General features: G+C 71.9%; 22 protein-coding genes. 12 read left to right on the top strand and 10 right to left on the bottom strand.

Annotated features, from left to right (window positions below; genetic code table 11):
* Nucleotides 1-188: 188 nt before the first annotated feature.
* Nucleotides 189-632, top strand: coding sequence for an acyl-CoA thioesterase (locus NE234_RS41590; RefSeq protein WP_252786671.1), 444 nt, complete (start codon nt 189-191; stop codon nt 630-632).
* Nucleotides 633-750: 118 nt separating this feature from the next.
* On the opposite strand, the gene NE234_RS41585 is transcribed toward NE234_RS41590, so the two are convergent.
* The gene (locus tag NE234_RS41585) at nt 751-1,563 is read right to left on the bottom strand and encodes a hypothetical protein (RefSeq protein WP_252786670.1); all 813 of its coding nucleotides are present in this window, start codon (nt 1,561-1,563) and stop codon (nt 751-753) included.
* Complete coding sequence (locus NE234_RS41580; protein WP_252786669.1) at nt 1,560-2,480, bottom strand: ABC transporter ATP-binding protein; 921 nt, start codon at nt 2,478-2,480, stop codon at nt 1,560-1,562. Before NE234_RS41580 ends, NE234_RS41585 begins: the two co-directional genes overlap by 4 nt.
* A 190-nt stretch (nt 2,481-2,670) precedes the next feature.
* On the opposite strand from NE234_RS41580, the gene NE234_RS41575 reads away from it, so the two are divergent.
* The 4 genes from NE234_RS41575 to NE234_RS41560 all read left to right on the top strand — a co-directional run bounded on the left by NE234_RS41575 (nt 2,671) and on the right by NE234_RS41560 (nt 7,399).
* Nucleotides 2,671-3,891, top strand: a complete 1,221-nt coding sequence (locus tag NE234_RS41575) for a sensor histidine kinase (protein ID WP_252786668.1) — start codon at nt 2,671-2,673, stop codon at nt 3,889-3,891.
* Nucleotides 3,888-4,538 carry a response regulator gene (locus NE234_RS41570; RefSeq protein ID WP_252786667.1) on the top strand — a complete coding sequence of 217 codons (651 nt, stop codon included), beginning with the start codon at nt 3,888-3,890 and terminating at the stop codon, nt 4,536-4,538. The genes NE234_RS41575 and NE234_RS41570 overlap by 4 nt, the downstream gene beginning before the upstream one ends.
* 123 nt (nt 4,539-4,661) lie before the next feature.
* Nucleotides 4,662-6,071 carry a S28 family serine protease gene (locus tag NE234_RS41565; RefSeq protein WP_252786666.1) on the top strand — a complete coding sequence of 470 codons (1,410 nt, stop codon included), beginning with the start codon at nt 4,662-4,664 and terminating at the stop codon, nt 6,069-6,071.
* A 131-nt stretch (nt 6,072-6,202) separates the two neighbouring features.
* Entirely contained in the window at nt 6,203-7,399 is a 1,197-nt protein-coding gene (locus NE234_RS41560; RefSeq protein WP_252786665.1) for an MFS transporter, read from the top strand.
* A gap of 1 nt (nt 7,400) precedes the next feature.
* Here the strand turns inward: NE234_RS41560 and NE234_RS41555 are convergent, their stop codons facing one another.
* The 3 genes from NE234_RS41555 to NE234_RS41545 form a co-directional block, all read right to left on the bottom strand.
* The gene (locus tag NE234_RS41555; RefSeq protein WP_252786664.1) at nt 7,401-7,784 is read right to left on the bottom strand and encodes a globin; all 384 of its coding nucleotides are present in this window, start codon (nt 7,782-7,784) and stop codon (nt 7,401-7,403) included.
* Nucleotides 7,785-7,796: 12 nt separating this feature from the next.
* Nucleotides 7,797-8,837, bottom strand: a complete 1,041-nt coding sequence (locus tag NE234_RS41550) for a mechanosensitive ion channel family protein (RefSeq protein ID WP_252786663.1) — start codon at nt 8,835-8,837, stop codon at nt 7,797-7,799.
* A 231-nt stretch (nt 8,838-9,068) separates the two neighbouring features.
* Complete coding sequence (locus NE234_RS41545) at nt 9,069-9,359, bottom strand: hypothetical protein (protein WP_252786662.1); 291 nt, start codon at nt 9,357-9,359, stop codon at nt 9,069-9,071.
* Nucleotides 9,360-9,872: 513 nt separating this feature from the next.
* On the opposite strand from NE234_RS41545, the gene NE234_RS41540 reads away from it, so the two are divergent.
* The 3 genes from NE234_RS41540 to NE234_RS45705 all read left to right on the top strand — a co-directional run bounded on the left by NE234_RS41540 (nt 9,873) and on the right by NE234_RS45705 (nt 12,602).
* The gene (locus NE234_RS41540) at nt 9,873-11,330 is read left to right on the top strand and encodes a tetratricopeptide repeat protein (RefSeq protein ID WP_252786661.1); all 1,458 of its coding nucleotides are present in this window, start codon (nt 9,873-9,875) and stop codon (nt 11,328-11,330) included.
* 3 nt (nt 11,331-11,333) lie between these two features.
* A complete protein-coding gene (locus NE234_RS41535; RefSeq protein WP_252786660.1) occupies nt 11,334-11,909 on the top strand; it encodes a GNAT family N-acetyltransferase in 576 nt (191 codons plus the stop codon).
* Between the two features lie 360 nt (nt 11,910-12,269).
* Entirely contained in the window at nt 12,270-12,602 is a 333-nt protein-coding gene (locus NE234_RS45705; RefSeq protein ID WP_252786659.1) for an FtsX-like permease family protein, read from the top strand.
* 76 nt (nt 12,603-12,678) lie between these two features.
* Here NE234_RS45705 and NE234_RS41525 read toward each other — a convergent pair whose 3' ends face one another.
* From NE234_RS41525 to NE234_RS41515, 3 genes are all read right to left on the bottom strand, one after another.
* Nucleotides 12,679-12,882: an FmdB family zinc ribbon protein gene (locus tag NE234_RS41525; protein ID WP_252786658.1), complete on the bottom strand. Its 204-nt coding sequence runs from the start codon at nt 12,880-12,882 to the stop codon at nt 12,679-12,681.
* A 58-nt stretch (nt 12,883-12,940) separates the two neighbouring features.
* A complete protein-coding gene (locus NE234_RS41520) occupies nt 12,941-13,450 on the bottom strand; it encodes an HNH endonuclease (RefSeq protein ID WP_252786657.1) in 510 nt (169 codons plus the stop codon).
* Between the two features lie 233 nt (nt 13,451-13,683).
* Entirely contained in the window at nt 13,684-14,373 is a 690-nt protein-coding gene (locus NE234_RS41515) for a hypothetical protein (protein ID WP_252786656.1), read from the bottom strand.
* 115 nt (nt 14,374-14,488) lie between these two features.
* Here NE234_RS41515 and NE234_RS41510 point away from each other — a divergent pair, with 115 nt between their 5' ends.
* Nucleotides 14,489-16,594 (top strand): prolyl oligopeptidase family serine peptidase, encoded by a 2,106-nt coding sequence (locus NE234_RS41510; protein ID WP_252786655.1) that lies wholly within the window; start codon nt 14,489-14,491, stop codon nt 16,592-16,594.
* Entirely contained in the window at nt 16,591-17,397 is an 807-nt protein-coding gene (locus NE234_RS41505; protein ID WP_252786654.1) for a class I SAM-dependent methyltransferase, read from the top strand. The genes NE234_RS41510 and NE234_RS41505 overlap by 4 nt, the downstream gene beginning before the upstream one ends.
* Nucleotides 17,398-17,479: 82 nt before the next feature.
* Here the strand turns inward: NE234_RS41505 and ilvD are convergent, their stop codons facing one another.
* Both ilvD and NE234_RS41495 read right to left on the bottom strand, forming a co-directional pair.
* Nucleotides 17,480-19,324 (bottom strand): dihydroxy-acid dehydratase, encoded by a 1,845-nt coding sequence (ilvD, locus tag NE234_RS41500; RefSeq protein ID WP_252786653.1) that lies wholly within the window; start codon nt 19,322-19,324, stop codon nt 17,480-17,482.
* A 127-nt stretch (nt 19,325-19,451) separates the two neighbouring features.
* On the bottom strand, nt 19,452-20,312 hold the full coding sequence (locus tag NE234_RS41495; protein ID WP_252786652.1) for a nuclease-related domain-containing protein: 861 nt from the start codon (nt 20,310-20,312) through the stop codon (nt 19,452-19,454).
* A 206-nt stretch (nt 20,313-20,518) separates the two neighbouring features.
* Between NE234_RS41495 and NE234_RS41490 the strand changes: the two genes are divergently transcribed.
* Complete coding sequence (locus tag NE234_RS41490) at nt 20,519-21,928, top strand: amidase (RefSeq protein WP_252786651.1); 1,410 nt, start codon at nt 20,519-20,521, stop codon at nt 21,926-21,928.
* Nucleotides 21,929-21,950: 22 nt separating this feature from the next.
* A complete protein-coding gene (gene malQ / locus NE234_RS41485; RefSeq protein WP_252786650.1) occupies nt 21,951-24,143 on the top strand; it encodes a 4-alpha-glucanotransferase in 2,193 nt (730 codons plus the stop codon).
* The last annotated feature ends 31 nt before the right edge of the window (nt 24,144-24,174 follow it).

Genomic DNA, 24,174 nt, shown 5'->3' with positions numbered 1-24,174 from the left:
CCGCGGCCCGTTCCCTTCCCCGGCTCAGAGCGCGGCGACGTGCCACGCTCGGCTCAGAGACCGGGCGACGTGCCACGCCGGTCCCTCGGTCGCCCGGTGTCGATGAGCGCACCCGGTGCGGTCCGGCGGGATGGGAACGGGGAGACTGGACGCCGACCGCGCGACCGATGACACGAGATGGACCAGTGATGACCCAGCCTGCCCTCGACCCCGGCGACGTCCGCGTGCCGCGCAAGCACGTGCACGAGTTCCACGTGCGGTTCGGCGACATCGACTCGCTGGGCCACGTGAACAACTGCCGGTACTTGACGTACCTGGAGGACGCCCGGGTGGCGATGTTCTACACCGACCCGGACCGCGAGGGGCGCCGACGACCCCTGCACGGCCTGGTGGTGGCCCGCCATGAGATCGACTACAAGCGGCCCCTGCTGCTGCGGCCCGAGCCGGTGCGGGTGGAGACGCGGGTCACGGAGATCCGCGCGGCGTCCTTTCGCCTGGCGTACGAGGTGCGCGACGACGAGCACGTCTACGCGCGGGCGGTCTCGGTGATGGTCGGCTACGACCTGAAGCAGAGCCGGACCCGGCGGTTCGACGAAGAGGAGTCCGCCTTCCTGCGGCAGTACGCGGCGTGACCGCCTGACGCACGTCCGGCCGACGCCGGCGTCAGGCGACCACGGAGATGGGCGGCGTCGCGGCGCGCCCGGCGGCCATGGACGTGGGGCGCGGCGCGCCGGGTGGCCATGACGGACCTCAGGCGTCGCGGCGGTGAATGACGAGCGTCGCCGCGCCGATCAGCACGACCGGGTAGACGGAGATGACGACGAACGCCTGGGGGACCGAGAGCGCACCGTGCTGCGCGTGCAGTGACACCAGACGCCGGATCGCGTCGCCCGGCAGCGCGTCGGCGATGTCGACCACCCATCGGGCGGTCCCGTGGATCAGTTGCGGTGCGAGGAAGAGCAGGGTGACCAGGGCCCCGATCGCGGCCGCGGCGTGCCGGAGAAGGACTCCGAGGCCGAGTCCCACCAGAGCGACCGCCAGGAGATAGAACGTCGCCGCGCCGATCGAGCGCAGCGCTCCCGGGTCACCGATCGACAGACCGACGTGCCGCCGGGACAGCACGGCCTGGCCGGTGGCGAACGTCGCCGCCGCGATGGCCGCCCCGACCGGAACGGTCACCGCCGTGACCACGGCGGCCTTCGCCGCCAGCACCGCGCGCCGGGCGGGTACGGCGGCGAACGTCGTACGGATCAGGCCGCTGGAGTACTCGCCGGTGATCGAGAGGACGCCGAGGGTCCCGAAGATCAATTGAGCGATCATGAACCCGACGTACGGATCGGACAGCGGGTCGAATGCCGCGCGCTGCGCCGGTGACATCCTCGGCCAATCGCCGACGTCGGCGTCGGCGACGACGGCACCGATGCCGATCGCGGTGACGGCGGCGCACAGCAGCACCCAGTAGGTGGACCGCACGGACCACAACTTGGTCCATTCGGAGCCGATGAGGTCGCGGGCGCGGCCCGGGCGGGTGCCCTCGCCGGCCGGAAGGTCGATGGTCGTCATCGGGCGGTCTCCTCCGGTTCGGCGTGATGGTCGACGCTGTCGGCTGTGATCTCCATGAACGCCTCCTCGAGCGTGGCGTTCCGCGGGGTGAGTTCGTGCACCGCGATGCGGTGCGCGAGTGCGAGGTCGCCGATCCGCGCGGCGGTGAGCCCGGCGACCTCCAGCACCCCGTCGCCGCCATCGGCCACGGAGGCCCCTTCTCCGGTGAGGAGACGGGCGAACTCGCCGCCGTCGGGGGTCCGTACCGCGACGTGCCGGCGGGCCCCGCGCTCGACGAACTCCGTGACACTCATGTCGGCGATCAGCCGTCCCCGGCCGATGACGATGAGCTGGTCGGCGGTGTGCTCCATCTCGCTCATGAGGTGACTGGAGACGAGCACCGTACGGCCCTCGCCGGCGAGCCGCCTGAAGAACGAACGGACCCAGTGGATGCCCTCCGGGTCGAGTCCGTTCACCGGCTCGTCGAAGATGAGGACGTCCGGGTCGCCGAGGAGCGCGGCCGCGATGCCGAGCCGTTGTCTCATTCCGAGTGAGAACCCGCCCACGCGTTTTCGCGCCACGGCGGTCAACCCGACCTCGTCGAGGACGTCGGCCACCCGGCGCACCGGGATGCCGTTGCTGCGGGCGAGCGCGGTGAGGTGCCGGTCCGCGCTGCGCCCGGCCGGGACCGCGCCGGCGTCCAGGAGGGCGCCGACCCGGAGCAGCGGGCGGCGGAGCCCACGGAAGGGCCGCCCGTCGATGGTGGCCGAACCGCTCGTCGGCGTGTCGAGGCCGAGGATCAGCCGGAGCGTCGTCGACTTGCCGGCGCCGTTCGGCCCGAGGAATCCGGTGACCCGGCCCGGCAGCACCTCGACGGTGAGCCCGTCGACGGCGGTCGTCCCGCCGTACCGCTTGGTGAGGTTCGAGATTCTGATCATGCCTTCCCCTATGTTCGTGGTGGCCTCCACGGTGCGGCAGGCGGTCGTCCCGCCGCGTCGGGCCGTGGAGCCCTTTCGGTTCCTCGCCCGGGGGCGGCGGCAGCGGGAGCGGCTCCGCCTCGGGACGGATGCCCACGGCTCCGCCTGGAGACGGACGACCAGGCGGCCGTCGAGGCGTTACCGTCGGCACGTGGACTTACGGCCTCCGCTCCACCGCCGGCTCACCTTCGCGCACTGGGTCGCCATCGACGCGCTCGTCGCGCTTCTGCTCGCGGCTGCGTTGTTCTCGAGCGCCCAGGTGCCCCGGCCTCACCTGGGGATGCCGGCCGCGGCCGGAGGGGGCCTGGCCCTGGGCATCGCCGCGACGGTGGCGATCCGGCGGTGGCGGCCCCTGGTCGCCCTGGTCGTCGCGCTGGCCGCGAGTCTGGTGTCGGCGTTCTTCGGCTTCACCAAGGACCCGATGGTCGCTCTCGCGCTGGTGATGTACATGGTCGCGGTGGCCAGGCCACCACGAGTGGCGATCGTCGCGCTGGCGGTCGTGGAGGTCGCGATCGTCCTGGGTGCCTGCTTCGCGTCTCCGGCCGTTCTGTCGTCGGATCACCCGTGGGACATGACGGGCGAGGTCGTGGGAACGGGAGTCGTCCAGCTCGCGGCGTGGACGGTGGGCGTCGCGACGCGCCAGGCCCGCGCCTACTCCCAGGGCCTGCGCGAACAGGCCGAGCGTCAGGCTCAGGTCAGGGTCGAGCAGGCCCGGCGTGCGATCAGTGAGGAGCGACTGCGCATCGCGCGCGAACTCCACGACGCCGTGGCGCACAGCATGAGCGTCATCGCGGTGCAGGCCGGAGTCGGGCACTACGTGATCGCCACTCGGCCGGAGGAGGCCGCCAAGGCGCTCGCCGCGATCGAGACGACGAGTCGTGCCGTGCTCCAGGAGATGCGCGGGCTGCTCGGCGTGCTCCGCGATGAGACGCCCGGAGAAGAGGGCCGGGAGGTCCTGCCGCCCGTACGAGGCGTCGCCGACCTGCCCGCGCTCGCCGAGCAGACGACGAACGCGGGGGTGCGGGTGAGCCTTCAGGTCCGCGGGGTTCCCCGCGCGCTGCCGCCCGGCGTCGACCTGGCCGCGTACCGCATCGTCCAGGAGGCCCTGACGAACGTGGTCAGGCATGCGGAGACCGACCACGGTCGCGTGCTCGTCACGTACGGCGAAGGAGACCTGGAGATCGAGGTGACGGACGACGGCCTCGGAGCCGATGGATACGGCGGCGCCGACGATCCGATCGGCTTCGCCGGCGGCCACGGCCTGGTCGGCGTGCGCGAGCGGGTCGCCCTCTACGGCGGTGACTTCAGCGCGGGCCCGTTGCCCCTGCGGGGCTTCCGCGTCGCCGTACGCATCCCGACGGACGCCCGATGACCAGGGTGGTCGTCGCCGACGATCAGGCGCTGGTACGGGCGGGCTTCCGGGTGCTGGTGGAGACCGCCGCGGACCTGTCGGTGGTGGGGGAGGCCGGGACCGGAACGGAGGCGGTGGAGGTCATCCGCCGGGTACGCCCGGATGTGGCGCTCATGGACATCCAGATGCCGGAGCTGGACGGGATCGAGGCGACCCGGCGCGTTCTCGCGGGTCCCGATCCCGTCCCCGTCAGGATTCTGATGCTCACGACCTTCGACCTGGACCGGTACGTCTACGGGGCACTGCGGGCGGGGGCCAGCGGATTCCTCCTGAAGGACACTCCGCCGGCGGATCTGCTGAACGCGATCCGGGTGATCGCCGCCGGAGAGGCGCTGCTGGCGCCGAGCGTGACACGGCGGCTGATCGAGGAGTTCACCCGGAGACCCGTCGTCACCGCGCATCGGAACCTGGAGGGCGTGACCGAGCGGGAACGCGAGGTTCTGCGGCTCGTCGGCCGCGGGCTCTCCAACGCGGAGATCGCCGAGCACCTGCACCTGTCGATCGCGACCGCGAAGTCGCATGTCAGCAGGCTGCTCATGAAGCTGGACGCGCGGGACCGGGCGCAACTCGTGATCGCCGCGTACGAGGCCGGGCTCATGACGCCGTGAACCCCGGTCGGTGCCGCGCGTGGCGACAGTTCCGTAACAAGGCAGGGTAGATCGAAGTTTGCCTGTTCTTTGCCCCGTAATGTCGCGGTTGCATTCTCGCGATCCGACACAAAAGGGGTAAGAATGCGCAACCTCTCTCGAGGAGTGCTGGCGCTGCTGCTGGCCGCCGGGCTGGGCGGTCTCGGTGGCACCGCGCACGCCGCGCCGGTCCGGGCCGCGGACGACGACGTCCTGGCCAGGCTCAAGGCGATACCCGGCATGACGGTACAGGAGAAGACCTCCACGCTGTCGGGTTACCGCTGGTTCTGGCTGAACTACCGGCAGCCGGTCGACCATCACCACCCGGAGCGCGGCTGGTTCGAGCAGCGTGTGCTGCTGGAGCACAAGTCCGACGACCGGCCGATGGTCCTCTACACCAGCGGCTACAACACGCCGGAGACGATGTTCCTGTCGGAGCCCACGGCGCTGGTGGACGGCAACCAGATCTCAGTGGAGTACCGCTACTTCACCCCGTCGCGACCCGAGCCGGCGGTGTGGACCAAGGACACGATCTGGCAGGCCGCCACCGACGAGCACCGGCTGATCAAGGCCCTCAAGACGATCTACCACGGCAAGTGGATCTCGACCGGCGCCAGCAAGGGCGGCATGACCGCCACCTACCACAAGCGCTTCTACCCGTCGGACGTGGACGGCACGGTCGCGTACGTCGCCCCCAACGACGTGAACAACAAGGACGACAGCGCGTACGACCGGTTCTTCAAGAACGTCGGCACGGACCCGGCGTGCCGCGCGAACCTGGAGAACCTGCAGCGCGAACTGCTCAAGCGGCGTCCGGAGATCCTCGCGCGGATGAGCGCCGACGCCGAGAAGGCCGGCGCCACCTGGAAGATCATCAAGACCGTCGACCGCGCCTTCGAGAACTCGGTGATGGACTTCGAGTGGGGCTTCTGGCAGTACCACCTGCAGTCGGAGTGCAAGGACGTCCCGGCGACCACCGCCTCGACCGACGAGATCTACTCCTTCTTCGACACGATCTCCGGCGCGCTCACCTACACGGACCAGAGCCTGGAGCCGTTCATCCCGTACTACTACCAGGCGGGCACCCAGCTCGGCTGGCCGTCGCCGCAGTTCAAGCACCTGCGCCCGCTGCTCCGCTACGAGAGCACCTACCAGCCGCGGACGTACGTGCCGAGTGACATCCCGATGCGGTTCGACCCGTCGGCGATGAAGGACATCGACCACTGGGTGCGCACCCACGCGACCCACATGATGTTCGTCTACGGCCAGAACGACCCGTGGGGCGCCGAGCCGTTCCGCGTCGGCCCGGGCAGCCGCGACTCGGCCGTGTACGTCGCGCCGGGCCAGAACCACAGCGGCCGGCTGATCTCCAAGCTGCCCGACGCACAGCGCGCGCGGGCCACCGCGGACCTGCTCCGCTGGGCAGGCGTCTCCCCGGCGCAGCAGGCGCGGACCCTCTCGGTTCCGGCGCAGGTCGCCGAGGACCCGATCCTCGCCCAGCGCCCGCCCCTGTAAGGAGCCACCGCCCCCCGTACGCGGGTTCCCCTGACGCGCCACCGGTCCTCCCCGAGAGGCCGGTGGCGCGTCGCGTTCCGCGGCCTCTCCGGCAAAGATCGTCTCATATTTTGGTACGCTAATATCAACATATGAACAGACGGTGGTCGATTCTCGGGATCGGGTTGTTCGCCATGATCGCCGGGTGCGCGTACCAGTACGGCCTTCCGTACCTCATCCCGGCCCTGCGCGCCGACGCCGGTCTCTCCCTCGGCCAGGCCGCGACGCTGATCTCCTGCCCGGTCGCCGGCCTCCTCGTCTCGCTCGCGCTGTGGGGCGTGGCCGCCGACCGCTGGGGTGAGCGGATCATCCTCGCCACCGGCCTGACGATCGCCGGCGCGGCGCTGCTGGCCGCCGCCACCGTGCACGACCCGGTGGCGCTCGGCGCCTGTTTCCTCCTCGCCGGAGCGGGCGGGGCGTCCATCCACGCGGCCAGCGGGCGGCTCATCCTCGGCTGGTTCGCCGCCCACGAGCGCGGCCTGGCCATGGGCGTACGCCAGACCGGGCAGCCGCTCGGCGTCGGGCTGGCGGCCGTCGTCCTGCCGCCTCTCGCCGCCGGCGCGGGCCTCGCGGGCGGCCTGGTCTTCCTGGCCTGCTGCTGCCTCGCCGCCGCGCTGCTGGTGGCCGTGCTCGTCCGCGACCCGGCCCGTACGGAGGGCGACGAACCCCACGGCGGCCGCTCGCCGTACCGCACGTCCGTCCTGTGGCGGATCCACGCGGCGAGCGCGCTGCTCGTCGTCCCGCAGTTCACGGTGTCCGCGTTCGCGCTCGTCTACCTCGTCGACGCGCAGGGCTGGAACGCCGGGACCGCCGGCCGGCTGCTGGCGGCCGCGCAGATCGGCGGAGCCACGGCCCGCCTGATCGTCGGCCACTGGTCCGATCGCGCGGGCAGCAGGCTGCGCCCGATGCGCCTCCTGGCGCTGGGCATCGGCGTCGTGATGCTGGCCCTGGCCATCGGCGCGCTGGCGGGCTGGGGCGCCGCCACCGTGATCCTCGTCGTCGCGTCGGTGATCACCGTGACCCCGAACGGCCTGGCCTTCACCGCGGTCGCGGAGTACGCGGGACGGGCCTGGGCCGGGCGGGCGCTCGGCTTCCAGAACACCGGCCAGAACCTCCTCGCCGCGGCGACCCCGCCGGTGCTCGGCTCCCTCATCAGCGGCTCGGATTACGGGACGGCCTTCGCGATCGCGGTGGCGTTCCCCGTCGTCGCCGGCCTGCTGCTCCCCGTACGGGCCGAGCGGGCACAGGCCCGTACGGCCGCCTCGGCGGCGACCGGCGCGCGGCCGTGAGTCAGCCGGGCGCGTTGATCAGGCTGTTCGCGGCCATCACGAGGTAGTCCCAGAGCATCGTCTCCAGGGGCTCGGGGAGCTCCAGCTCGTCGATGGCGTCGCGCATGTGGCCGAGCCAGGCGTCGCGCTCGGCCTCGCCGATGCGGAAGGGCACGTGCCGCATGCGCAGCCGGGGATGGCCGCGCCGCTCGCCGTACGTCCGCGGGCCGCCCCAGTACTGCATCAGGAAGAGCCGGAGCCGCTCCTCGGCCGGCCCGAGATCCTCCTCGGGATACAGCGGGCGCAGAAGGGGGTCCGCGGCCACCCCTTGGTAGAACCGGTGTACCAGGCGGCGGAAGGTCTCCTCGCCGCCGACCGCTTCGTAGAAAGTGACCTCTTGTGTCATGACCGCCCCAGCCTACGCGGCCGGACTGTCCTCCTTGAACGGCGCGATCGGGACGCCGGCCGAATCGAACGCCTTCTTGACGCGTTCGCGCAGCTCCCGCGCGGTGTCGCCCTGCTGGCCCGGGGCCGTCTTGCACACGACGCGGACGACGACCGCCTCGCCGGACAGCGCCTGAACGCCCCAGACGGTCGGGTCCTCCAGGATGATCTCGTCCCACGGCGGCTCGGCCGCCAGGGCCGAGGCGGTCTCGCTCAAGAGCGTACGGACCTTGTCCAGGTCGGCGTCGTACTCGACCGGGATGTCCAGGACGACGCGGGACCAGTTCTGGGACTCGTTGCCCACCCGCTTGATCTCCCCGTTCGGCACGTACCAGACGACGCCGTTGACGTCGCGCAGGCGGGTCGTGCGCAGGGTGACCGCCTCGACCGTGCCCTTGGCGGTGCCGACGTCGATCACGTCGCCGACGCCGTACTGGTCCTCCAGCAGCATGAACATGCCGGTGAGGAAGTCCTTGACGAGGTTCTGCGCGCCGAAGGCCACGGCGACGCCGATGATGCTGGCGCTGGCCAGGAACGGCGTGAGGTTGAGCCCGAGGTACCCCAGCACGGTGAGCGTCGCCGCGCCCAGGATGATCACCGAGGCGATGCTGCGCAGCACCGACCCCATCGTCTCGGCCCGCTGCCTGCGCCGTTCGCTGACCAGCACGGGGCTGCCGTCGAAGATCGTGCGGGTCTTCTCGCGGAGCCGCTCGGGCATCGTGCCCTCGGCCATCCGCACCGTGATCTTGGTGATCAGCTTGTGCGTGAGGCGGCGCAGGACGTACGCGATCACGATCGTGAGGATCAGCTTCACGGTCCAGGTGATCGGGCTGCTGCCGTCGAGCCAGACGTGGTACCAGTAGGTCAGATCGCCGTTGTGCGTGAGGTTCCAGGTGAGCTGGCAACCCTTGGTGATGTGCTCGGAGATCGAGTTCGGGTCGGTCTTGCAGGCGTCTTTGAGCGACGTTTTCCCGCTCACGGACGGCAGGACCGACATCGCAAGACGCGCGAACACGAGACTTCCTCCCGGGTGGTCCCCGTGCTGGGCGACCGCGTTGGACCGGCGAACCTACGGGATGGATCGTAGGCGACGCCGGGACGTCCCCGGTGCCATCCGGCGGGCGCGCGCCGGGAGCGGGCCCCGCGGAGCCGGTCGGTCCGCGCCACTGGCAACAGGCTCCGCGGGGTGATCTACAGGGCCTCGTCTCGGGTCACCGTCCGTAGCGGTGAGACGTCGAGAGGGGCCCTAGGCGCCGTGCGCCTCCAGGACGCGGGCCACCTTGACGGCGGCGCCGCAGGGGTCGTCGACCTCGTGCATCGGCTCGCCCCAGGACCACCAGAAGTACCAGGAGCGCTGGTCGGGGGTGTCCGGCGCCGGCGCACACGTGACGTTCTCCGACATGCTCGCGGCGTCCGGGTTGACGACCCGGCAGAACGCCGGGCCGGAACGGCTGCGGACCACGCGGGCCACCAGGCCGCGTTCGCCTAACTCCCGCACCAGTCCTTCGAGATATCCAAGTCGACGTTCGTCGAACACGGAGCGCGCCTCCCTCGCTCACACGATGAACTCACCTCGTTACGCGGTGCGAGGATCGCAAGCCCTGCAGGAGCGGTCAAGGGACCTTCGCGGCGGCCGGGGACCAAGATCTGTCCACTCGGGTAGAGATTCTTCAACTGGCGATGAAGCTTTTTCTGCTCCGGTATGGGGAGTGCGGTCGTATCGGGCGCCTTTCTGACTGATCTGGTTGGCGTATCGCGATGCCAGAGTTACGCTGCGTACGCGAGATTTCATCTTCGTGGCCATGAGTTATCCGGTCGGCTCTTCCCCCCGAGGAGGCCGGGAATGACAGATCCCCCGAGAACAGAAGTAACAGATCCCCGTAAAAAGGATCCACCGCGCAAAGAGGCTGATACGGCACGTCGTATCCGCGCCCGAGGGCTGGCCCAGGGCCTCGCGCCACCGGACATCGCGCGGGAAATTCACGATCAATGCGGACCGATCTTCGGAACCAGTCCGATCAAAGCCCAGCGACTCGCGCACGGCATCGCGTTGTCCGATGTCGTCGCCCAAGTCAGGGCGCTGTACGAGCTGGAGGGAAAACCACTCCCCAAGCTCGGTGAGACGCTGCTGTCGGCGTACGAGAGCGGTTACAAGCGCCCGGGCCCCGAATACCTGCACTACCTCTGCAGCGTCTACCGCGTAGAGCCCCCGGACCTCGGCTTCCAAGGGCCGTGCGTCTGCGGACATCGACACGAGCGCCCACCCGCCGGCGCCCAGGAGACCGGCGCTCGCGAGCCCGACAGCGTGATCGGGCCGCGGGCCGTCGTCACGGGCGGCAGCGAATGGGCGACCACATTCGACCGAACCTCCGGTCCACACCTCTCCCGGGTCCACTACCGCGCCGAAGACCCGGCGAACGGCACGGACGGAGACGAGGAGGACATAGTGCTTCGGCGAACTCTCCTGCAACTCCTGGCCGGAGCAGGCGTGGTGCTCGACGGCCAGATCCTGGGGGCGGTGGACGGCATCCGCCGCCGCATGGACGACACCCTGGTCAACGCCTCGGTGTCGCCGACCATGCTCGACCAGTGGGAGGAGACCGTCCAGGGGTATGGACAGCAGTACATGTCCACCCCGCCGCTGCGGCTGCTCTGCGACGTCCTGCTGGACTTCAGCGAGGTCCGCCGCATGTGCGAGCAGCGGCAGCCGATCGAGCTGCAGGAGCGCCTGTGCCGCATCGCGGCCCAGCTGTCCGGCCTGTCCGGCGTCATCATGATCGATCTCGGCGACCACCGGCTCTCCCGCTCGTTCTTCCGCACGGCGCGGACCGCCGCCGACGAGACCGGCGACCGGGCGCTCCGGGCCTGGGTGAGCGTGCGCGAGTCGCTGGTGCCGATGTACTACGGCGACCCCCGCGAGGCCCTGCACCTGGCACGCCGGGCGCAGGACCTGGCCGGCCGCGCGCCCAGCGTCGCCGGCGCCATGGCGCCGATCGTCGAGGCCCGTGCCCTCGGCATGCTCGTCAAGCGGGGCCGTAACGAGGCGGTCCCCAGCGCCAAGCGCGCGCTCGCCCGCGGCCAGACGGTCTTCTCCCAGCTCGGGAAGGACCAGGTGAAGGACACCGCCTTCGGCTACACCGAGCGCCAACTGGCCTTCCACATGGGCGACACCTACACCAACCTCGGCGACCACGGGAACGCCGACGAGACGCTCCGCAAGGCGCTGACGCTCTATCCCGCGACCGAGGAGCTCGACCGCACGCTGATCTGGCTCGACCGAGCGTCGTGCCGGCTCCAGGAAGGAGAGCCCGAAGAGGCGCTGCGCACCGCAAAGGAGACCATCCTCGCGGTGTCCGCCGCGCACCGGACCGACATCGTCATCCACCGGGCCCGTCAGCTCGCCAGCGCGGTCGTCTCCCAGTACGGAGACATCCGGGCAGCCCAGGAGTTCCGTGACGCGCTCGCCGGCCCCCCGGCCACGGCGGGCATCACCCGAAAGCAGGCCTGACGGGTGGCCCGCCTGCCGGGAGGCATCTCGGCGAGCGTGCAGCGGCTGTCGTACGAACCCCCCGAGTGGGAGTTCGCCGGCCTCCGCCTGCGGCGCTACACCGCCCGTGACCACCAGGCGGTGTTCGCCCTCCACCAGGAGTGCCTGTTCCGGGTGGGGGTGCGTCCGGGCGACGGCGTGTACTACGACGACGACTTCGCGCGCATCGAGGAGATCTACCTCCGGGACCGAGGGGAGTTCCTCGTCGGAGAGGTGCGGGGCGAGGTGGCGGCGCTCGGCGGGCTGCGGCGCGTCGACGATGTCACCGCCGAGATGGTGCGCCTGCGGGTCCGGCCGGACCTGCAGGGCCGGGGCTACGGCACGGTGCTCGTCACCGTGCTGCAGCAGCGCGCGGCCGAGCTCGGCTACCGCGTGCTCCGGGCCGACACGACGGTGCGCCAGCGGGCGGCGCTCGCGCTGTACCGCGCGTTCGCCTGGCGGGAGGTCGACCGCAAGGTCACCGGCGGCACCGTCACCGTCTACCTCGAGAAGCACCTGGACGGCGACACTCCGCGCGGACGCGCCGGCCCGGAGGGGTGAGCGCCGCGTACGGGCGGTGCCCTGGCGGGGGGAAGCCGCCCGTACGCGGTGTCCGTCGGCCACGACACGAGGCCGCCCGAGTGATCCCGGGCCGCCCGGATGATCTGGGACCGTCCAGGTGATCGAGGGTCGTCGGCCGCGACACGGGTCGCTCAGGCGACTCCGGGGCCGCCGGCCGTGCTGAGGCCGTGCGGTGTTGACGACTTCGAGCCCGTGTCCGCGCGGCGGACGTCCGGCTCGGAGAAGGGGGCCGTGAGAGGCGGCGGTGCCACCCCGCCGCCGCTCACGTCAAGACCGGGGCGCCCTGCCTCATCCGCCGGCGCCGCTCCGCAGGTAGGCGAGGACCCGGTCGTCAACGCGGTGGTGATCGCCGGTGCCGAGCGCGCGGAGGAGTTCGCCGTCGTGCGACTCACCGGGATGAGCCGGCCGCAGGTCGTGCGAATGGCGCTGATCGAGGCGGCGGCGGTGACCGCGATCGGCGTCTTCCTCGGGCTGCTCGTGGCGGCGGGCGCGCTGGCCGGGCTCGGCACCGCGTCCGCACAGGCCGCCGGCCGTCCGTTCGTCGCGGTGCCGTGGGAACTGCTGGGCCTGCTGGTGCCCGGCGCGTTCATCGTGACCGGCGCGGCGAGCGCCTGGAGCACGCTGTCGGCGACCCGCACCTCACCGGTGGCGCTCGCCGCCGCCCGAGAGTGACGAGGGCCGTAGAGCGACCGACCCGGGCCGTCGGCTCGGCGCCGAGGAGGATCCGCAGGACCCGCCGCGCTCGGGGTCAGCCGCAGCAGCCGCCTCCGCAGCAGCCACCGCCGCCACTGGGCGGGGCCGCGGCACCGCCGGTGACCGCCACCGTGGACAGCAGCTTCACCGTGTCGTCGTGGCCGTCGGGGCACGCGGCCGGGGCGGACGCCTCGGCCATCGGGCGGGACACCTCGAACGTCGCGCCACAGGCGCGGCAGCGGTAGTCGTAACGTGGCACGGCCACAGCGTACGACGTCACCGCCCGTCCGTCATGCCCCGTCCGCCGCTCGGAGCGATCAGGCCGCGGGTTCGGAGACGTAGGGCGCCCACTGGGGGTCGCCGTCGTTGATCAGGCCGATCAGCCGCCAGTGCGCCCCGCGCGGAACGGACGGGACGAAACGCAGCTTCCAGCCGATTTCTTCAAGGAGCTTGTCGGCCTTGCGATGGTTGCAAGGCATGCAGGAGGCGACGCAGTTCTCCCAGATGTGCAAGCCGCCGCGACTGCGCGGGATGACGTGGTCGATCGTCTCCGCGCGAAGGCCGCAGTAGGCGCACCGGAAGTTGTCGCGTCGCATGAGCGCCGCCCGGGTGAGCGGCACGCGTTGTCGGTACGGGATCCGGACGTAGCGCAGCAGCCGTATCACCGACGGCATCTCGACGACGACGGAGGCCGAGTGCAGCCGGGCCCCGGAGGCGTCGTGGTGGACGATCTCCGCCTTCTCCCGCAGGACCAGGCAGACGGCACGCCGCATCGGGAGGGTGGTCAGGGGCTCGTACGTCGCGTTGAGCAGGAGGACCTGTCTCATCAGACGGCCCCTGTGTCGCAGGTGCCGGCCGCCTCCCGGGCCGCGCTCCAGCGCGCCTCGGTATGAGGCTCGTCGATCGTTCTCACCAGCGCACCCGCCACGAGGACCTCCTCACGGGTGATACCCGAGTTGCAATCAGTGTGGCTGTTGAGATGCCGATTTCGCTACCCCATAAATCGGGGTATTCGCTGGAAGCGCGCCTGGGAGGCGGCTCACGTGGTAAAGCGGTCGGCTCAGTGGCCCGGGTGGTGGTTCCCCTCGGTTCCGGTGTCCGCGGCGGTCGGCCGGTCGCGCCACGTCATCTTCGCGTCGACGCGCAGCGGGCCGCCCTTGAGGCTGCCCGAGGTCTTGATCCAGCCGGCGCGCCTGTCACCGGCGCCGATCGTGTCGTACCGGCACACGACCGTCTCGTGGTCCGGCGCGCAGGGCTTCGAGAGCCCGAGGATCTTGTGGCCGGAGGTGACCTTCTGGGTCGCGACGACGTCGTCGGCGGCGCCGGCCCCCTCGTTCACGAGCGTCCAGCGCCAGAGGACGCCGGAGTCCCCGGCGGCCTCGGGCCGGTCGAACACGAGGTGCAGCTCCGCCCCCTTCGCCCGGTGCTCGTTCCCCGCCTCCCGAGAGTGCCGTGATCCCTCCTGCGACGGCCGGGCCGTCTGGGAGGGCGAGCGCGTCGGCTGCGCCGAACGCGACGGCGACTGGGACGGCGACGGTGACGGCTGCGCCGTGTGTCCCGGGTGCGCCGGGCCCCCGTGCTGCTGCGGCGCCGGGCGCGGCGGCTGCGGTGTGCGCGCGTGCGCGGGCCCACCGGCCAGGACCGTGGCGGCGAGGCCGGCCACGGCCAGCCCCGGGACCGCGACCAGCGCCGTACGGCGGCGGCCGCCTCTTCGTGCGGCCGGCCTGGACGGGTCGTGCGTGTCTTCCATTGTTCCCCCCGATCGACGTGGAAAGACGCGCCCCACATCTTTCTCGGTGCGGCGACCGGGGGGAAAGCGCCACGCCACGCACGGGCCGCTCCGGCGACCTCGTAAAGTGCGACTCATGAGCCGACCGCCGTACCCGTCCGCGCATCGTCAGGACATCGTGGAGGAGATCCACGGTCATCGCGTCGCCGATCCCTACCGGTGGCTGGAGGATCCGAACGCCGACGACACCAAGAAGTGGCTGACGGCCCAGGACGAACTGTTCCACCGCGAGGTCGACGACCTGCCCGGCCGGGACCGGCTGCGGACCCGGACGCGCGAGCTGCTCGGCGCCGGCAGCGTCGGCGCGCCGGTGTGGCGGGGCGAGCGCCGGTTCTTCATGCGCCGCACCGCGGAGCAGGAGCACGCCGTCCTGTACACCGTCGACCCCGGCGGCGAGGAGCGGGCACTGATCGACCCGATGGCGCTCGACCCGACGCACACGACGACGCTGGACTCCTGGCAGCCGGACAAGGAGGGCCGCCTGCTGGCCTACCAGCTGTCCCACGGCGGTGACGAGGAGTCCAAGCTGTACGTGATGGACGTCGCCACCGGCGAGACGGTCGAGGGGCCGATCGAGCGGTGCCGCTACACGCCCGTCGCGTGGCTGCCGGGCGGCGAGGCGTACTACTACGTCCGCCGGCTCCCCGCCGACCAGGTCCCGGCGGGGGAGGACCAGTACCACCGTCGCGTGTACCTGCACCGGGTCGGGACCGACCCCGAGACCGACGATGTGATGATCTTCGGCGAGGGGCGGGAGAAGACCAATTACTACGGCGTCAGCGTCAGCCGCGACGGCCGCTGGCTGACCCTGTCCTCCTCCCAGGGGACCGCGCCGCGCAACGACCTGTGGATCGCCGACCTGGGCGCCTCCGCGGCGGAGGCCCCGGAGCTGCGGGTGGTCCAGGAGGGGATCGACGCCGAGACCGGCGTGCACGTCGGGCGCGACGGCCGCGCGTACACCTTCACCGACCTGGACGCCCCGCGCGGACGGCTCTGCGTCGCCGACCCGGCCGACGTGTCGCCCGGCACCTGGCGCGACCTGATCCCCGAGGACGCCGAGGCGGTCCTCTCCGACTTCGCGATCCTCGACGAACTCGACCGGCCGCTCCTCCTCGCGGGATGGACGCGCCACGCGATCAGCGAGATCACCATCCACGACCTGGCGACCGGGGAGCGGATCGGCGAGGTTCCGGTGCCCGGTCTCGGCTCGATCGGCGGGATCGTCGAACGCCCCGAGGGCGGCCATGAGGCGTGGTTCACCTACGTCGACCACACGGCGCCGTCGTCGGTGTACCACTTCGACGCCGTCACGGGCGAGACGACGCTGTGGGCGGCCCCGCCCGGCACCGTCGACGTGCCCGACGTCGAGGCGCGCCAGGTGACGTACACCTCCAAGGACGGCACCGAGGTCCGCATGCTGATCGTCGCCCGCGCCGACGCGGCGCCGGGCGAGCCCCGGCCGACGATTCTGTACGGCTATGGCGGCTTCAACGTCCCGCTGACCCCCGCCTACTCCGCCGGGACGCTCGCCTGGGTCGAGGCCGGCGGCGTGTACGTCGTCGCCAACCTGCGCGGCGGATCCGAAGAGGGCGAGGAGTGGCACCGCGCCGGGATGCTGGGCGAGAAGCAGAACGTCTTCGACGACTTCCACGCCGCCGCCGAGAAGCTGATCGCCGACGGGTGGACCACGGCGGACCGGCTGGCGATCTCCGGTGGCTCCAACGGCGGGCTGCTCGTCGGCGCCGCGATCACTCAGCGGCCCGACCTGTACGCCGCGGCCGTCTGCTCGGCGCCGCTGCTCGACATGGTGCGGTACGAGCGGTTCGGCCTCGGCCAGACCTGGAACGTCGAGTACGGCTCCGCCGAGGACCCCGAGCAGTTCGGCTGGCTGTACGCCTACTCCCCGTACCACCACGTGCGGGAGGGCGTCGCCTACCCGGCGACCCTGTTCACCGTGTTCGAGAGCGACACCCGCGTCGACCCCCTGCACGCCCGCAAGATGTGCGCGGCGCTCCAGCACGCCTGCGCGGAGGACGGCGGGCCGATCCTCCTGCGCAACGAGGCCGAGGTCGGGCACGGCGCCCGCGCCGTCAGCCGTTCGATCGAGCTCAGCGTGGACACGCTGTCCTTCATGGCCGCCCACACCGGGCTCACGATCCAGGAGGAGGCTCCGCGGCCATGAGCGAGGCGAGCGGGGGAGTCCGGTCGAACGCCGTCGACCGCGTCCTGCCGCTGCTGGACCGGCCTCCGGCGGAGCCGGACGTGTCGCGCGGCTACCTCGACCTTCTCGGCGAGGGGGCACGGCCGCACGACACGTTCGCGCAGCGCCTGATGCGCTCCGGTTTCCTGCCGAAGATCTACGAGGACCTGTGGCGGCCGGTGATGTTCGGGGTGTTCAAGGGCCCGCTCGGCCCGGACATCGAGGAGGAGTACGCCCTCGCGCGCGACTGGCTCGACCTGGCCGCGATCCCGGACGGCACCGTGCTGGACGTGGCCTGCGGCCCGGGCAACATCACCCGCGCGCTGGCGGCCGGGATGACGGGCCACGGGCTCGTCGTGGGCATCGACGCCGCCGCGACCATGCTCGACCGCGCCGTGGCCGACACGGCGCGGCCGAGCCCCCGCGGTGAGAACGGCGCCGCCGACGTCGCGTACGTCCGCGGCGACGCGGCGGACCTGCCGTTCGGCGACGGGACGTTCGACGCGGTGTGCTGCTTCGGCGGCCTCTACCTCTTCGACGACCCGTGGGCGGCGGTCGACGGCATCACCCGCGTGCTCAGGCCCGGCGGGCGGGCCGTGTTCCTCACGACCCGGAGACCGGACGTGCCCGTGATCGGCATGGGCAGTTCCGTGCTCGGGCGGCTGGCCGGGATCCGGATGTTCGGCGCCGACGACCTCTGCTACGCCCTGCGAGGCCGCGGCTTCGCCGGCCTTCGCCAGCGGTCGTACGGCCTGATGCAGTTCGTCGGCGCCACCCGCGGCTGAGCCCGGTCCCCGAGAACGACGACGCCCCGCCCGGATGATCCGGGCGGGGCGGTCTCGTTCGTGGTGTTGTCTTCCGCGGAGGTCAGCCGCCGAGCTGGGAGATGTCGCGGGCGGCGCCGGTGGAGGCGGACGTGGCCATCGCGGCGTACGCCTGCAGCGCGGCGCTGACCGGGCGGTGCCGGTCGCGGGGCCGGAAGGAGCCCAGCTCCTTCAGCAGGCGCTCGCGGCGCGCCTGCAGCTCGTCGGCCGGCACGTCGAGGCGGAGCTCGCGGCGCGGGATGTCGATGACGATCCGGTCGCCGTCCTCCACCAGGGCGATGTCACCGCCGGCCGCGGCCTCCGGGGAGGCGTGGCCGATGGACAGACCGCTGGTGCCGCCGGAGAAGCGCCCGTCGGTGATCAGCGCGCAGGCCTTGCCGAGCCCGCGGCCCTTGAGGAACGACGTCGGGTACAGCATCTCCTGCATGCCCGGACCGCCCTTGGGGCCCTCGTAGCGGATGACGACGACGTCACCGGGCTTGACCCGGTTGCCGAGGATGCCCTCGACCGCGTCCTCCTGGCTCTCGAAGACGACCGCCGGGCCCTCGAAGGTCCACAGGGCCTCCTCGACGCCGGCGGTCTTGACGACCGCACCCTCGACGGCGAGGTTGCCGTAGAGCACGGCCAGGCCGCCGTCCTTGGTGTAGGCGTGTTCGACGTCGCGGATGCAGCCCTGCTCGCGGTCGAGGTCGAGCTCCTGCCAGCGGTTGTTCTGGCTGTACGGCTTCGTCGTGCGGACCCCGCCCGGCGCGGCGTGGAACAGCTCCACGGCCTCGGGCCGGACCTTGGGGGAGCGGACGTCGTGCGCCTCGAGGAACTCGCCCAGCGACCCGCTGTGGATCGTGTGGACCGTGCGGTTGAGCAGCCCGGCCCGGTCGAGCTCGCCGAGGATGGCGGGGATGCCGCCCGCCCGGTGGACGTCCTCGATGTGGTACTTCGCGGTGGCCGGGGCGACCTTGCAGATGCAGGGCACCCGGCGGGAGAGCTCGTCGATCTCCTTCAGGCCGAAGTCGACACCGGCCTCGCGGGCCGCGGCGAGCAGGTGCAGGATCGTGTTGGTCGAGCCGCCCATCGCCACGTCGAGGGCCATGGCGTTCTCGAACGCGTCGCGGGTCGCGATGTTCAGCGGGAGGACGGACTCGTCGTCCTCGGCGTAGTAGCGGTTGGCGATCTCCACGACGCGGCGCCCGGCGTCCTGGAAGAGCTTCTTGCGGTCCGCGTGCGTCGCCAGGACCGTGCCGTTGCCGGGGAGGGACAGGCCGATCGCCTCGGTCAGGCAGTTCATCGAGTTGGCGGTGAACATGCCCGAGCAGGACCCGCAGGTCGGGCAGGCGTTCTCCTCCATCTGGGCGAGCGTCTCGTCGGAGACCGACTCGTCCGCGGAGGCGATCATCGGGTCGATCAGGTCGAGCTTGGTCGTGCCGTCGACCGGCTTGCCCGCCTCCATCGGCCCGCCGGAGACGAACACGGTCGGGATGTTGAGCCGCATGGCGGCGATCAGCATGCCCGGCGTGATCTTGTCGCAGTTCGAGACGCAGATCAGCGCGTCGGCGCAGTGCGCGTTGACCATGTACTCGACCGCGTCGGCGATCAGCTCCCGGGACGGCAGCGAGTAGAGCATGCCGCCGTGGCCCATCGCGATGCCGTCGTCGACCGCGATCGTGTTGAACTCGCGCGGGACGCCGCCCGCCTCCTTCACCGCGGCGGCGACGACCTGGCCGACCTCGCGCAGATGGACGTGGCCGGGGACGAACTCGGTGAAGCTGTTGGCGACCGCGATGATGGGTTTGCCGAAGTCCTCGCGCGCTACGCCGGTGGCCCGGAGGAGGGCCCGGGCGCCCGCCATGTTCCTGCCGTGCGTGACCGTTCGTGACCTCAGCGGGGGCATCTGCCTCTCCCATCGTTTGTGCTCAGGGTTCGATCGTATGGGGTCGGCGGCCCGGATGAGACGGTGGTCTCAGTTTCCGAGACATCCGGGTCGCCCGATCGGGTCCCCTGGCACAGGGGACGGGAGATCAGTCCGGGTCGGCGTCGGGGTACTTCGGGGGCAGGACGCGCTCGGCGGCGTTGTAGATCCGCTCGATGTCCACCGCGGTGAGGATCTTGGGCCTGCGGCGCAGATAGTTGCGGGCCCGCCCGCCGGAGTAGACGTCGACGTTGCGCACCATCAGGACCTTCCAGGAGATCGCCGGGCCGTAGATGGCCAGCGACGGCTGCACCGGCACCTCGTAGCCGAGCTCCGCGCTGATCAGCTTGCTCGCCTGGTCGGCCTCCCAGCGGGCCTCGTCGAGGCGCTCCTTCTTGTTGAACGGTCCGAGGAACAGCTTGCGGTGCGACAGCGCGCGCACGGGCAGCCGCTTGTCCCACTTCTCCGAGTCGACGGCGTACACGCCGGTCGGCCCGATGACGAGATGGTCGATCTGCCCGTCGCTGACGCCCTCCTCGTCGCGGGGGACCGCGCGGGCGTGCAGGGTGCGGTAGCCGGCCTTCTCCATGCCCCGCAACTGCCGTTCGGTCCGGCGCTCCGCGACCGACGGCTTGCGCCACGCCTCGACGCTGGAATGCTGACGGGACCGCCGGACCACGTCGACGATCACGGTGAGCACCGCCACGGCCAGGCCGATCCGGATCTCGAAGATGATCGCGAACAGCAGGCCCAGCACGGCGGCCGCGCCCGCCCGGATCATCCAGCGTTGGATCTGTGGATCGCTGATCCGGCCTCCGATCGCCGCCTGCTCCCTCCGCCGCCTGGGCGGGCGTCCCTCGTCAGGACGTTCGGCCGAGCCTTCCTCGCCGGGCAGCTCGATCGGACGTTCGTCGTCGGGGTGCTCGCGTGTGGACGTCTGAGTGGACTCGCCTCGCTCCACACTGGCCATTGTCGACACTCCGTGCTCGATGGACTGCAGCACACATGATCTTCCTTGCTGCGAAGCGTAACCAGAGCTTGAGCCGAGTGCATAGTCGTGTCCGGTTGATACTTTTGTCTCCGCGCACGCGCGGTTCAGTGGCATGTTACCCGGGTAGATAAATCCCATCCCCTACTGCTCTGCTGCAACTTTCGGTGGGCGTACCGTTTTCACTTGTGACGCATATTCATCACCTCAGCGTTCGGGAGCAGGCCGCCGCGATCCGCGGCGGGGAGCTCTCGCCCGTCGACATCGCCGAGCACTACCTCGACCGCATCGACCGTCTCTCCGACCGCGTCGGCGCCTACGTCACCGTGACCGACGACCTCGCGCGTGACCAGGCCAAGGCGGCGGAGCGGGCGGTCATGGCCGGCGAGGAGGCTCCGCTGCTCGGCGTGCCGATCCCGGTCAAGGACCTCAACATGGTCAAGGACGTACGCACGACGCTCGGTTCGGCGGCCTTTGCCGACTTCACCGCATTCACCGACGACAACGTCGTCGCTTTTCTGCGCCGAGCAGGGACGATTCTCCTAGGGAAGACCAATACGCCAGAATTCGGACTGCCCTGTTACACCGAAAACGACGTGGCGCCTCCCGCGCGTACGCCGTGGGACCTCGAGCGCTCCGCCGGAGGGTCCAGCGGGGGCGCCGCCGCGGCGGTCGCCGCCGGCCTCGCGCCCGCCGCGCACGGCAGCGACGGGGGCGGGTCCATCCGGATCCCGGCCAGCGTGTGCGGCCTCTTCGGGATCAAGCCGACGCGCGGCCGCATCAGCCCGGGCCCGATCGTCCCCGACCTCGTCGGCCTGGCGACCAGCGGCCCGATCGCCCGGAACGTACGGGACGCCGCCCTGCTCCTGGACGTCATGGCCGGGAACGCTCCAGGCGACATGTACCACGCCGCGCCCCCGGAGGGCACCTTCCTCGAGGCCGCCGACCGGGCGCCGGGCCGCCTGCGGATCGGGCGCAGCGCCGTCCCGCCGGTCCCCGACGCCCGGGTGCACCCCGACTGCCTGGCCGCGTACGAGGAGGCGAGCGAGCTGCTCGCGGAGCTGGGCCATGAGGTGGAGGACATCGACCCGCCGTGGAAGCAGGAGCTGATGCCCCACTTCGAAGTCCTCTGGGCGTCCATGGCCACGATGACCCCGGTTTCGCCCGAGAAGGAGGAGCTGCTGCGCCCGCTCACCCGGTGGCTCCGCGAGCGCGGCAACGCGATCCGCGCGACGCAGCTGCTCCGCGCCCAGGCGGCCCTGCAGCTGGCCGTACGGGCCGGGCTGCCGGCCCTCGACCGCTACGACGTCATCCTGCAGCCGACCCTCGCGCTGCCGCCCGTCCCCGTCGGCCACTTCGACGAGGTCGGGCCCGAGGAGAACTTCGTGCGGCAGACGCTGTTCACGCCGTTCACCTCGGTCTACAACGTCACCGGCCAGCCCGCGGTCAACGTCCCCCTGCACTGGACCGACGGCGGCCTGCCGATCGGCGTCATGCTCGCCGGCCGGATGGGCGACGAGGCCACGCTGATCGCCCTGTCGGCGCAGCTGGAGGAGGCCCGTCCGTGGGCGCATCGCCATCCCCCGATTTGGGACTGAACGACGGGGCATCGTACCCATCGTGAGAACCGGCGAGGACGGGGGCGGCGTGGGAGAGGACATCGTGGCAGAGGGCACCGAGGACCTGAACGCGCTGGCCGCCGCGTACGGCGTCGAGACCTCCTACACGGACTGGCGGGGCCGGCCGGCCGACGTGCCGGAAACGACGATCAGGGCGGTGCTCACCGCGCTGGGCGCGGACGTGTCCTCGCCGGAGGCCGTACGCCGGGAGCGGGAGCGGATCGACCGGGAGCGCCGTTCCCGGCTGCTCCCGCCCACCGCCGTCGTCTTCGCCGGGGAGGCCCTCCTCGCGGCGGACGACGCCGAGATCCGGATCGAACTCGCGACCGGCGAGGAGCTGCCTCTCGGCCCAGGGGAGCCGGCCTCGCCTCCCGGCGAAGCGGCCACCGCCCCGGGCGAGGCGGCCTCCGTCCCTGGGGAGCCGGCCCCCGCCGCCGTGGCGGGGCGGCCGCCCGCCTCGGCGGCGGAGGCCCTGGGATTCCGCACGGCGTACCGGCTGCCGTCCGGGACACCGCTCGGCTGGCATCGCGTACGGGCCCGGCGCGGCGAGCGTGAGGAGGTCGCGCCGCTGCTCGTCGCTCCGTCGCGGGCTCCGGACCCGGGCGGGCGCGAGTGGGGCCTGATGGCCCAGCTCTACTCCGTCCGGTCGAGCCGGTCCTGGGGCATGGGCGACCTCGCCGACCTGCGGGAGCTGGCCGCCTGGAGCGGCGGCGAGCTGGGCGCGGGCTTCGTCCTCGTCAACCCGCTGCACGCGGGGGAGCCGGCGCCGCCGGTCCGGCCGTCGCCGTACCTGCCGATGAGCCGCCGCTACACCAGCCCGCTCTACCTGCGGCCGGAGGAGATCCCCGAGTACGCCGCGGCGGACCCGGAGGCGCGGCGCCGGATCGACGAGCTCGCCGGGCCGCAGCGGGCCCGGTCGGAGGGGACCGACGAGATCGACCGGGACGCGGCCTGGACGGCCAAGCGGGCGGCGCTGGAACTCCTGGCCGCCGTGCCGCTCACGCCGGACCGCGCGGTGGCGTACGCCGCGTTCCGCGAACGCGAGGGCGAGGCGCTGACCGCGTTCGCGACCTGGTCCGCGCTGGCGGAGGAGCACGGGTCGTACTGGCCGTCCTGGCCGGCCGAGCTGCACGACCCCCGGTCCGCGGCGGTCGCGGCCGAACGCGAACGGCGCGCGGACCGCGTGGAGTTCCACCGCAGGCTGCAGTGGTGGCTCGACGAGCAGCTCACCGCCGTCCAGGACGCCGCGCGCGCGGCCGGCATGCCCCTGGGGATCGTGCACGACCTGGCCGTCGGGGTCGACCCCGGCGGGGCGGACGCGTGGGCGTACCAGGACCTGTTCGCCTCGGGGATGAGCGTGGGGGCGCCGCCGGACGAGTTCAACCAGCGCGGCCAGGACTGGGGGCAGCCGCCCTGGCACCCGCAGCGGCTCGCGGCGACGGGCTACGCGCCGTACCGCGAGATGCTGCGCCACGTCCTGCGGCACGCGGGCGGGCTCCGGCTCGACCACGCGATGCAGGTCTTCCGGCTGTGGTGGGTGCCGCGGGGCGCCTCCCCGGCCGAGGGGACGTACGTCTCGTACCCCTACGGCGACCTGCTGGGCGTGCTGCTGTACGAGGCGCACGAGTCCGGGGCGGTCGTCGTCGGCGAGGACCTCGGCACCGTCGCGGCGTACATGAGGGACGTGTTCGCCGAGCGCGGGGTGTTCGGCACGTCGATGGCGTGGTTCGAGCGCGACGAGAAGGGCGCCCCGCTGCCGCCGGAGCGGTGGCGCGAGCTGTGCCTGGCCACCGTGGGCACCCACGACATGCCGCCCATCGACGGGTTCCTGAACGGCGACCACATCGCCCTGCGGGAGCGCCTCGGCCTGCTCACCCGTCCGGCGGCCGACGAGTACGGCGAGCTCGCCCGCTTCCTGGGCGAGTGGAAGGAGCTGCTGACCTCGCTCGGCCTCGACACCGCGGACATGACGGCGGCGCTGCACGCGTTCCTCGCGCGCACGCCGGCGCGGCTGGTCGGCGTCTCGCTGGCGGACGCGGTCGGCGAGCGCCGCACGCAGAACCAGCCGGGGACGACGGACGAGTATCCGAACTGGCGGATCCCCCTCGCCGACGCCGCCGGCCACCCGGTGCTGCTCGACGACCTCCCCCGCCACCCGCGCCTGCCGGCCGCCCTCGGCCCGGTCCTGGGCTGAAACGGGCCGCCGGCGCCGCTCGGCCCGGTCC

Origin of the sequence: Actinoallomurus rhizosphaericola, assembly GCF_024055675.1 — a bacterium.
GTDB classification, from domain to species: domain Bacteria; phylum Actinomycetota; class Actinomycetes; order Streptosporangiales; family Streptosporangiaceae; genus Actinoallomurus; species Actinoallomurus soli.
This window is presented reverse-complemented; position numbering and strand designations above follow the sequence as displayed.

Bases quoted from the DNA above. Each gene is read 5' to 3' on its own strand.
- NE234_RS41590 (WP_252786671.1), top strand. From the start codon at position 189: ATGACCCAGCCTGCCCTCGACCCCGGCGACGTCCGCGTGCCGCGCAAG.
- NE234_RS41585 (WP_252786670.1), bottom strand. From the start codon at position 1,563: ATGACGACCATCGACCTTCCGGCCGGCGAGGGCACCCGCCCGGGCCGC.
- NE234_RS41580 (WP_252786669.1), bottom strand. From the start codon at position 2,480: ATGATCAGAATCTCGAACCTCACCAAGCGGTACGGCGGGACGACCGCC.
- NE234_RS41570 (WP_252786667.1), top strand. From the start codon at position 3,888: ATGACCAGGGTGGTCGTCGCCGACGATCAGGCGCTGGTACGGGCGGGC.
- NE234_RS41565 (WP_252786666.1), top strand. From the start codon at position 4,662: ATGCGCAACCTCTCTCGAGGAGTGCTGGCGCTGCTGCTGGCCGCCGGG.
- NE234_RS41560 (WP_252786665.1), top strand. From the start codon at position 6,203: ATGAACAGACGGTGGTCGATTCTCGGGATCGGGTTGTTCGCCATGATC.
- NE234_RS41555 (WP_252786664.1), bottom strand. From the start codon at position 7,784: ATGACACAAGAGGTCACTTTCTACGAAGCGGTCGGCGGCGAGGAGACC.
- NE234_RS41520 (WP_252786657.1), bottom strand. From the start codon at position 13,450: ATGAGACAGGTCCTCCTGCTCAACGCGACGTACGAGCCCCTGACCACC.
- NE234_RS41515 (WP_252786656.1), bottom strand. From the start codon at position 14,373: ATGGAAGACACGCACGACCCGTCCAGGCCGGCCGCACGAAGAGGCGGC.
- NE234_RS41510 (WP_252786655.1), top strand. From the start codon at position 14,489: ATGAGCCGACCGCCGTACCCGTCCGCGCATCGTCAGGACATCGTGGAG.
- NE234_RS41505 (WP_252786654.1), top strand. From the start codon at position 16,591: ATGAGCGAGGCGAGCGGGGGAGTCCGGTCGAACGCCGTCGACCGCGTC.
- ilvD (WP_252786653.1), bottom strand. From the start codon at position 19,324: ATGCCCCCGCTGAGGTCACGAACGGTCACGCACGGCAGGAACATGGCG.
- NE234_RS41495 (WP_252786652.1), bottom strand. From the start codon at position 20,312: ATGGCCAGTGTGGAGCGAGGCGAGTCCACTCAGACGTCCACACGCGAG.